Here is an 8244-nt window from a genome sequence, read left to right as displayed (position 1 = left end):
ATCTTCAAGGGCAGCTGCTTCAACGTTTACATCAGCAACATCAATTTCAGCGATATCAGCTTCACTAGACGCTTCATCAGATTCAAGCGTTTCTATTTCATCCGCTTCAGGCTCAATCGCATCAAGTTCATCTAATTCATCTAGCGTCTCTTCACTCGATGCAAGTGAATCATCCAACGACTCTTCGAGTGCTTTATCTAGCGATTCTTCAAGTGATTCTTCTACTGGTTCGTCTAACTCTTCAGAGGTGATATCATCTTCAAGGGCAGCTGCTTCAACGTTTACATCATCAACATCAATTTCAGTATCATTTGGCTCTGTCGCATCGAATTCAGATTCTATTTCTTCACTTTGTTCAATTAGCTCATCGATGTCATCGAGTGCCGATCCATTATCACTTTCAGCTGTCTGCTCTAATAAGGCATCAATATCATCATCTGATTCAAGCGAATCTTCCAATTCATCTTCTAATGTGTCTGTATTTGCAATAGCTTCTGCAGCGGCTTGTTGCGCAGCTAAACGTTCTGCATCTGAGTTAGCCTCTTCGATTAATGCATCAAGATTGGTTAGGTCAGTATCATCAGACTCAACCTCATTGATCATCGCATCAATATCATCCATATCTAATTGGATTTCAGGTTCTTTCTCTTCTTCGCTTTCTGTTACTTCAGACTCTAGTTCATCATTACTTAGCTCATCCATAATAGCATCGACATCAGCTACATCAGGCTCTTCCTGACTGAGCGGCTCTTGCTCTTCTGGAATATCTAGTTCAATTTCACTATCGCTTTCTGCTATTTCGTCAATCGCCACATCATCGCTATCAGCGCCTGTGTCAAAATCTTGCGCTAGAATTGCATCAATATCGTCAGCATCTGCTAATTCGTCATCTGCGCTATCATTATTTAAATCTGGCACGAGATCATCTGAATCACTTTCATCTAGCAAATCATCATCAAGCGCATCACCAAGTAAGCCATCAAGCTCGTCTTGATCTAGCAGCGTGTTAGTTTCTTCAAGCGCTGGCTCTTCATCTTCGTAGAGCAAGTCTTCAGGTTCGCCCAGTGTATCGTCTAGGTCATCATCAAGTGCAACAACATCATCGTCTAATGCATCGTCAAAGCTTTGATCAAGCACATCATCAAATGGGTCGTCTAAACCTTCATCTGAGCCTGAACTTAAATCATCGTCTACTGTGTTATCTGCCAGAACATCATCTAACCCATCGCTTAAATCATCATCTAAGGTATCGTTTACGATAGGGTCTGGCACCTTTGACATTGGCGTGTCAAAAATGGGTTCTTCTTCAGGTTCCACTTTATTGGCGCGCGATTTAAACCAATAAATTGCGCCGCCAACAATTAAAAATCCAGGAATAAGTGCAAGCACTACTAAAAGCAGTGGGTTATTAGTCAAATTTTGTAAACTAAACGATTCCGCCTCAGCCTTAGCCTTGGCTTCTTGTTCTGCAAGAATACGATGCTGGTCAGCAAGTAGCGCTTTTAATTCGTCTAGCGTTTGTCTATCGCTGTCTAATTGACCGCGAATATGCTCAAGTTCAGTTGATAGGCTGGTAACTTGCTTTTTCAGGTTTTCATTTTCGTTAAGAATTACCTCAACGTTATCAACCGATGATTTAAATTCGTCTTTAAGCTGCTCTAACTTCTCATTTTGTGCTTCTTTTGCCTGCTTAATTTCGTCACTCAGTTCTTTTTTAGCAACGATTACATCTTCTTTTTTAGCTTGCTCTGCTTGCTTTGCAACAACGTCGATTTCGGTTTGAGTAAGTTCGCCTTTAACCTTTTTATCCCAAAGTTTGTCATCTAGCTCTGAACGCTCTTGAGCAAAGCCTGCATTAATGCTTCGGATTTCGCGCATTGATGGCATAGCTAAGTAAGCGCCAGGGCGCAAGTGATTAATATTATTATCGAGGAAAGAATTGGGGTTTTTCTGATAAATCGCTTGCATTACCTGATAAATCGTAACCGAGTTATCAGGTCTTAATTTTGTTGCGATGCGCCATAGCGTGTCTGAATCGCGGATTGGCCCATAGCGTTTCCCCTGTTCACCGATATCTACGTTTTTCGGTCCGCGGATGCGAGTGCTGTCGGCAAAAAGGTCGAATGATAGGGTCGATGCACCTAGCAACACTGCCGAAAATAAAATAATCGCTTTTGAAGAAAAGAAGCTGCGCATGGGTTTCCTTTAATATTAACTCTGAGAAGTTTATATGTTCTTGAACACGGTGCTCGAACACCAAACTTATGCAAAGTTTGCACCATTTTTGTAGTTTCCTAGCTGTAACAGCTTAAAATAGTGCGACTCTTTTTATAATTTTCAGCGTAAAACTATAAACCAGAAAACACTGAATATCCATTAATTAGCATTAGTAAAGTAACTGGCGGGATTACATTATCTCAGTATTTGAACGTGCCGCTTTAAACTGAAACTCAATAAGTTACGAATAATGCCAAACAATTACGGTGGTATAATTGTTTGGCATCAAAGAATTGACAATTATAGGTATTGTTCGATTAACAACTCTGCGATTTGTATACTATTTGTTGCCGCACCTTTACGTGTGTTATCAGATACAACCCACAAATTTAATCCGTGAGGATGGCTAATATCTTGACGTACGCGGCCAACATATACCGCGTCATTGCCGCTCGCATCGGTCACCGGTGTTGGGTAGTCTTGCTCATCTTCGATATATTCTACGCCTGGCGCATCGTTTAATAACTGCTTCACATGTTCAACATCTACCGGCATACGCGTTTCTAGGTGAATAGCTTCTGCGTGACCATAAAACACAGGTACGCGCACAGCGGTTGGGTTAACCATTACACTGCTATCGCCGAATATTTTCTGCGTTTCCCACACCATTTTCATCTCTTCACGGGTGTAGCCGTTATCTTCAAACGAATCAATTTGTGGGATCACATTAAACGCGATTTGCTTTGGAAATACGTCGTTTTCAAGTGGGCGCGCATTCATTAGGTTTGCTGTTTGTTTTGCTAACTCATCTACCGCTTTTTTACCACCACCTGAAACAGACTGATAAGTAGTTATGTTAATACGATCAATACCATAGGCATCATAAATCGGCTTTAGTGCCACCATCATTTGAATAGTTGAACAGTTCGGGTTAGCAATAATATTACGATTTCTAAAGTCACTCAGCGCTTCAGGGTTAACCTCAGGCACAACTAATGGCACATCATAGTCGTAACGAAAATGTGAGGTATTATCGATAACCACACACCCTGCTTCTGCTGCAATTGGTGCGTATTTTTCCGAAACGCTGCCACCAGCTGAGAACAGGGCTATATGGGCATTAGAAAAGTCAAAAGTCTCAACATCAATCACTTCAATGTCTTCGCCTGCGAACTTAATATCTTCGCCGGCACTGCGCTCTGATGCCAATAAGTACAGCGTATCAATTGGAAACTTACGCTCTTCTAGTGTTTCGATAATTTGACGGCCTACTAGGCCCGTTGCACCTAAAACGGCAACATTGAATTTTTGTGACATGTTATTCCTCAATCACGTTAAAGCCCAGTTGGCTTAAACGTTTTGCATTTGCAGTTGAACTGCATTTTACCGTTAAAGTGCTAAATTCGCGACGTCCCGGATAGTTTTTTCTTAAACTATCGAATCCTTCGCTATTTAATCCGTTTTTTAATAAGCCATAATCGCGGCGCGCATCATACACGCTATGCACTAACTGACAAATATTTGCATCGCTAAACGTAGCGCCTAAATGTACTGCCATAAACTCAGGTTGAGGGAGAAAATCTGCCATTTTGTGCGTTATTGGTTTACCAAGTTGCTGACAAACTGCTTGATACAACATATCGGTCCCCCCAGCTTTACCCTCAAGACTGTGACCGGCAATATGCACTGAGCCAATGCGTGTGTATGGCAGTAAGGCTAACTCAATACTCGGTTCATTCTCCCAGACATCCAGTACTAACGATAATCCACCGCCCGCTTGCATAAAGTTGAGCAATGCGGAGTTATCAATGACATCACCGCGACATGAGTTCACCACAATCGCATTTGATTTTAACTTGGCTAAATTACCTTGGTTAAGTAGATGTTTTGTTTTGTGAATGCCTTCTTTTACTAATGGCACATGAAAGCTCAAGATATCAGCTTCATCAATCACCGTATCAAGTGACACACCTTCACTTAGTTCGCCTGCGGCTTGCTTTGGCGGATCGCACAAAAGTAGCTTACAGCCCAAAGCTTCAAGTTTAACCGCAAGGCGGCTACCAATATTGCCTACCCCAATAATACCAACCGTTTTATCGCGTAAACTAAAATCATCTTCTTGCGCAAGCGCCAGCAGGCTCGACACCACGTATTCAGCAACCGCCGTTGCGTTACAACCCGGTGCGCTGGAAAACGCGATACATTTTTGCTGTAACAGCGTTTGATCAACGTGATCTGTGCCTATGGTTGCAGTGCCAACAAATTTCAGTTTGTTTGCATGCGCTAATAAATTGGCATCAACTTTGGTAATTGAACGTACTAATAGAATATCAGTATCAATAAGTTGTTGGGGATCTAGCTCACGACCGGCAAATCGAGTGATTTCACCGAATTCTGAAAAAAACTCTTCGACCAAAGGCATATTTTGGTCTGCAAGAATGCGCATAGTTGTCCTATTGAGGCGAACGGGAGATGCGCTATTTTAACGGGAATAAAAAAGCCACTCAATCACTTAAGTGGCTTTTCTTAGATTCATTTAGCAATAACTAAAACGTTCGCTAATTAACCCTTGTATTTTTGCATTACAAGCGTTGCGTTTGTACCGCCAAAACCGAAGCTGTTTGACATCACAGTGTTAAGCTCGGTTTCACGCGCTTCTTTTACGATATCTAAACCTTCAGCTTGCTCATCTAATTCATCGATGTTGATAGATGGTGCAACAAAGTTATTTTGTAGCATTAGAATTGAGTAAATTGCTTCGTGTACGCCAGCAGCGCCCAGAGCGTGACCTGTCATTGCTTTGGTTGCGCTGATTGCAGGTGATTTACCACCAAACACTTCTTGAATTGCGCCAAGCTCTTTTACATCACCTACCGGTGTTGATGTACCGTGCGTGTTTAGGTAATCCACTTCACCTTCAACCGATGCAAGCGCCTGTTGCATACAACGAACTGCGCCTTCACCTGATGGTGCAACCATGTCGTAACCGTCTGACGTTGCACCGTAACCTACGATTTCACCGTAGATTTTCGCACCACGCGCAAGCGCGTGCTCTAATTCTTCAACAACAACGATACCGCCACCGCCAGAAATAACAAAACCATCACGATTTGCGTCATAAGTACGTGAAGCAAGCTCAGGAGTTTCATTATACTTCGTTGATAATGCACCCATCGCGTCAAATTCCATTGCTAATGTCCAGTGAAGTTCTTCACCGCCACCAGCAAAAATAACATCTTGCTTGCCTAACTGAATTTGCTCAACCGCGTTACCAATACAGTGTGCTGACGTTGCACATGCTGAGCTGATTGAGTAGTTAACACCTTTAATTTTGAACGGTGTTGCTAAACATGCTGAAGTAGTTGATGCCATAGTACGCGGTACCATGTATGGACCTACGCGCTTAACGCCTTTTTCACGAAGAATATCAGCAGCTTCAACTTGATACTTAGATGAACCACCACCTGAACCAACAATAATGCCCGTACGCGGGTTAGAAACTTGCTCTTCATTTAGGCCAGCATCTTCAATTGCTTGTTGCATTGAGATATATGAATACGCCGCTGCGTCACCCATAAAACGGAATGCTTTACGATCAACATGCTCTTTCGGGTCAAGATCAATGCTACCGCTCACATTTGAACGTAATTTTAAATCTGCAAACTCTTGATTGAATGTGATGCCTGAACGGCCTGCTTTTAATGATTCAAGTACTTCTTCTTGATTATTACCGATACTTGAAACAATACCGATACCCGTAATTACGGCTCTTTTCATGGATAAACCTTTTCTACAAAGATAATTGTGCTCTATTCTACGTGTTATTTACAAAAAACTGGTCTAATCTCAGCGTACACGTGTTTCGAATTTACAGTATTTTAACTTTAACTGCCAAATAAATAAGACTTAATTGTTCTAAATCAAGTTTAACCGCCCCCCTATATCTCGTACAATAGCGCTACGTTAAGTTTGTTTTAAATAATTATGATCCGCCACGCAAAAATTGAGTTTAATGAATCAGGCACACCGGTCGCACAAGACTTTGACGATGTTTATTTTTCGAACGATAACGGCTTGTTAGAGTCAGATTATGTTTTTTTTCAACAAAACAATATTGCTTCGCGTTGGCAAAATCACCCGAGAAGGCACTTTGTTATCGCTGAAACGGGGTTTGGCACAGGGTTAAATTTTTTAAACACCTGGCAGCGGTTTAACCAAGATAGCGACAAATCGGTTGAGCAACTGCACTTTATTAGCTTTGAAAAATTCCCGCTTGAACAATCAGCGCTGCAACAAGCGCTTGCTGCTTGGCCAGAGTTAACAAGCTTAAGTGAACAACTTGTTGCAAGTTATCCAACTGCCATTGCTGGCTGTCATCGTTTAGAGTTTGATCAAGGTCGCGTTATATTGGATTTGTGGTTTGGCGATATTCAAGACACGCTGCCACAGCTCTGTTACGGTGAAAACGGTATTGTTGACGCCTGGTATCTTGATGGTTTTGCTCCCAGTAAAAACCCTGATATGTGGCAACAGTCGTTATTTGATGGCATGGCCAATCTAGGGCGCAGCGACTGTACCTTTGCCACCTTTACCGCCGCAGGCTTTGTACGCCGAGGCCTTGCCGATGCGGGCTTTAGCGTAAAGAAAGTAAAAGGTTACGGCCGTAAACGTGAAATGGTGGTTGGCACATTAGAAAAAGCAAACCAAAACAGTACACAACCAGCCTATTTTGAGCGGGGCACGCAATCACTTGAAAAAGTTGCGATTATTGGCGGCGGCATTGCCACTGCAACCTTAGCTTACAGCTTTGCAAAACGGGGCATAACTTGCGATATTTTTTGTAAAGATGATGCGCTCGCAAAAGGTGCGTCGCATAATCACCAAGGCGCTGTTTACCCAAATCTACAAGCTGATTTTAATGCCATAAGCGAATTTTTTGCTCATAGCTTTTATTATGCTAAACGTGTTTATCAGCAAATACATGATGATGGGTATCACTATCCACACGATTGGTGCGGTGTACTATTACATGGTATCAGCGACAGTAAAGTAGAAATTCAACAGCGCCTTATTGAAAAAAACGCGTGGCCAAGTTCTTTAATTCGCGGTGTATCAGCACAACAAGCAAACGATATTGCCGGTTTTGAAGCTAACTTTCCTGGCTTATTTATTAGTGAAGCTGGCTGGGTTAAACCACCAGCATTAGTAAACGCTATTTTCACTGCAAGTAATAGTAATACATCACATAATACCGTTTTTAACACCGAAATTAGCGAGATTATAAAAACACAAAATGGCTATCAACTTATTGATTCAAACAGCAAAGAAGTTGGAGAGTTTAGCCAAGTATTCATCACCTGTGGTGAGCTAACCACCCGCTTTTCACAAACCCAAGTACTGCCATTTAGCCCTGTACGTGGTCAAGTTACCCGCGTTAAGGTAAACGACTTATCGCAAAAGTTAAAAACCGTGCTGTGTCATAAAGGGTATTTCACTCCCCAGTTAGATAACACTCACTGTATGGGCGCAACGTTTGAAAAACGTAGTATGAGTCGAGAGATTAGTAGTAGCGACAACGCAATTAATTTAAATCAGTTGCGCTCTTTTTACCCCGAGCAGTTGGGTATCACCGAAGAATCAATACTCGATGCTAAAGCCGCTATTCGTTGTACAACCCCAGATCACCAACCAATCGTTGGTGAAGTTCCCGATGAAGACACTTTGTTAAGCAACTTTGCACCACTGAGAAACGGCAAACATTACGACTTTGAAACTAATGCTAATCCAAATAACGGTTTATATGTGTTTTCAGGGTTAGGTGCTCGCGGGCTATGTACAGCGCCGCTCGCTGCAGAAATGCTAGTTGCAGCACTATGCGACGAACCGTTACCTGTGCCAACACACATCAGCGAAATGCTACATCCAAATCGCTTTATTGTGCGCGATTTAAAACGCAACAAACTATAAAAACCAAGCGATAAAAAACAAACGATAAAAAAGCCGCATAGTTTGCACTATGCGGCTTTT

Annotated in this window: 5 protein-coding genes; 1 reads left to right on the top strand and 4 read right to left on the bottom strand. The window is 42.1% G+C overall.

Going from position 1 to position 8244, the window contains the following annotated elements; translation table 11 throughout:
- The 4 genes from AN214_RS17495 to fabB all read right to left on the bottom strand — a co-directional run.
- Positions 1-2196, bottom strand: a 2196-nt coding sequence (locus AN214_RS17495) for a FimV/HubP family polar landmark protein (protein ID WP_327077703.1), incomplete at its 3' end; no start/stop codon positions are given.
- A gap of 321 nt (positions 2197-2517) precedes the next feature.
- Positions 2518-3534, bottom strand: a complete 1017-nt coding sequence (locus AN214_RS17490) for an aspartate-semialdehyde dehydrogenase (RefSeq protein WP_054980905.1) — start codon at positions 3532-3534, stop codon at positions 2518-2520.
- Position 3535: 1 nt separating this feature from the next.
- The gene (locus AN214_RS17485; protein WP_054980904.1) at positions 3536-4663 is read right to left on the bottom strand and encodes a 4-phosphoerythronate dehydrogenase; all 1128 of its coding nucleotides are present in this window, start codon (positions 4661-4663) and stop codon (positions 3536-3538) included.
- 116 nt (positions 4664-4779) lie between these two features.
- Positions 4780-5994, bottom strand: a complete 1215-nt coding sequence (fabB, locus tag AN214_RS17480; protein WP_054980903.1) for a beta-ketoacyl-ACP synthase I — start codon at positions 5992-5994, stop codon at positions 4780-4782.
- A 207-nt stretch (positions 5995-6201) separates the two neighbouring features.
- Here fabB and mnmC point away from each other — a divergent pair, with 207 nt between their 5' ends.
- Positions 6202-8184, top strand: a complete 1983-nt coding sequence (mnmC, locus tag AN214_RS17475) for a bifunctional tRNA (5-methylaminomethyl-2-thiouridine)(34)-methyltransferase MnmD/FAD-dependent 5-carboxymethylaminomethyl-2-thiouridine(34) oxidoreductase MnmC (protein WP_054980902.1) — start codon at positions 6202-6204, stop codon at positions 8182-8184.
- The last annotated feature ends 60 nt before the right edge of the window (positions 8185-8244 follow it).

It is taken from the genome of Pseudoalteromonas sp. P1-9, assembly GCF_001399975.1.
In the GTDB taxonomy this organism is placed as follows: domain Bacteria; phylum Pseudomonadota; class Gammaproteobacteria; order Enterobacterales; family Alteromonadaceae; genus Pseudoalteromonas.
This window is presented reverse-complemented; position numbering and strand designations above follow the sequence as displayed.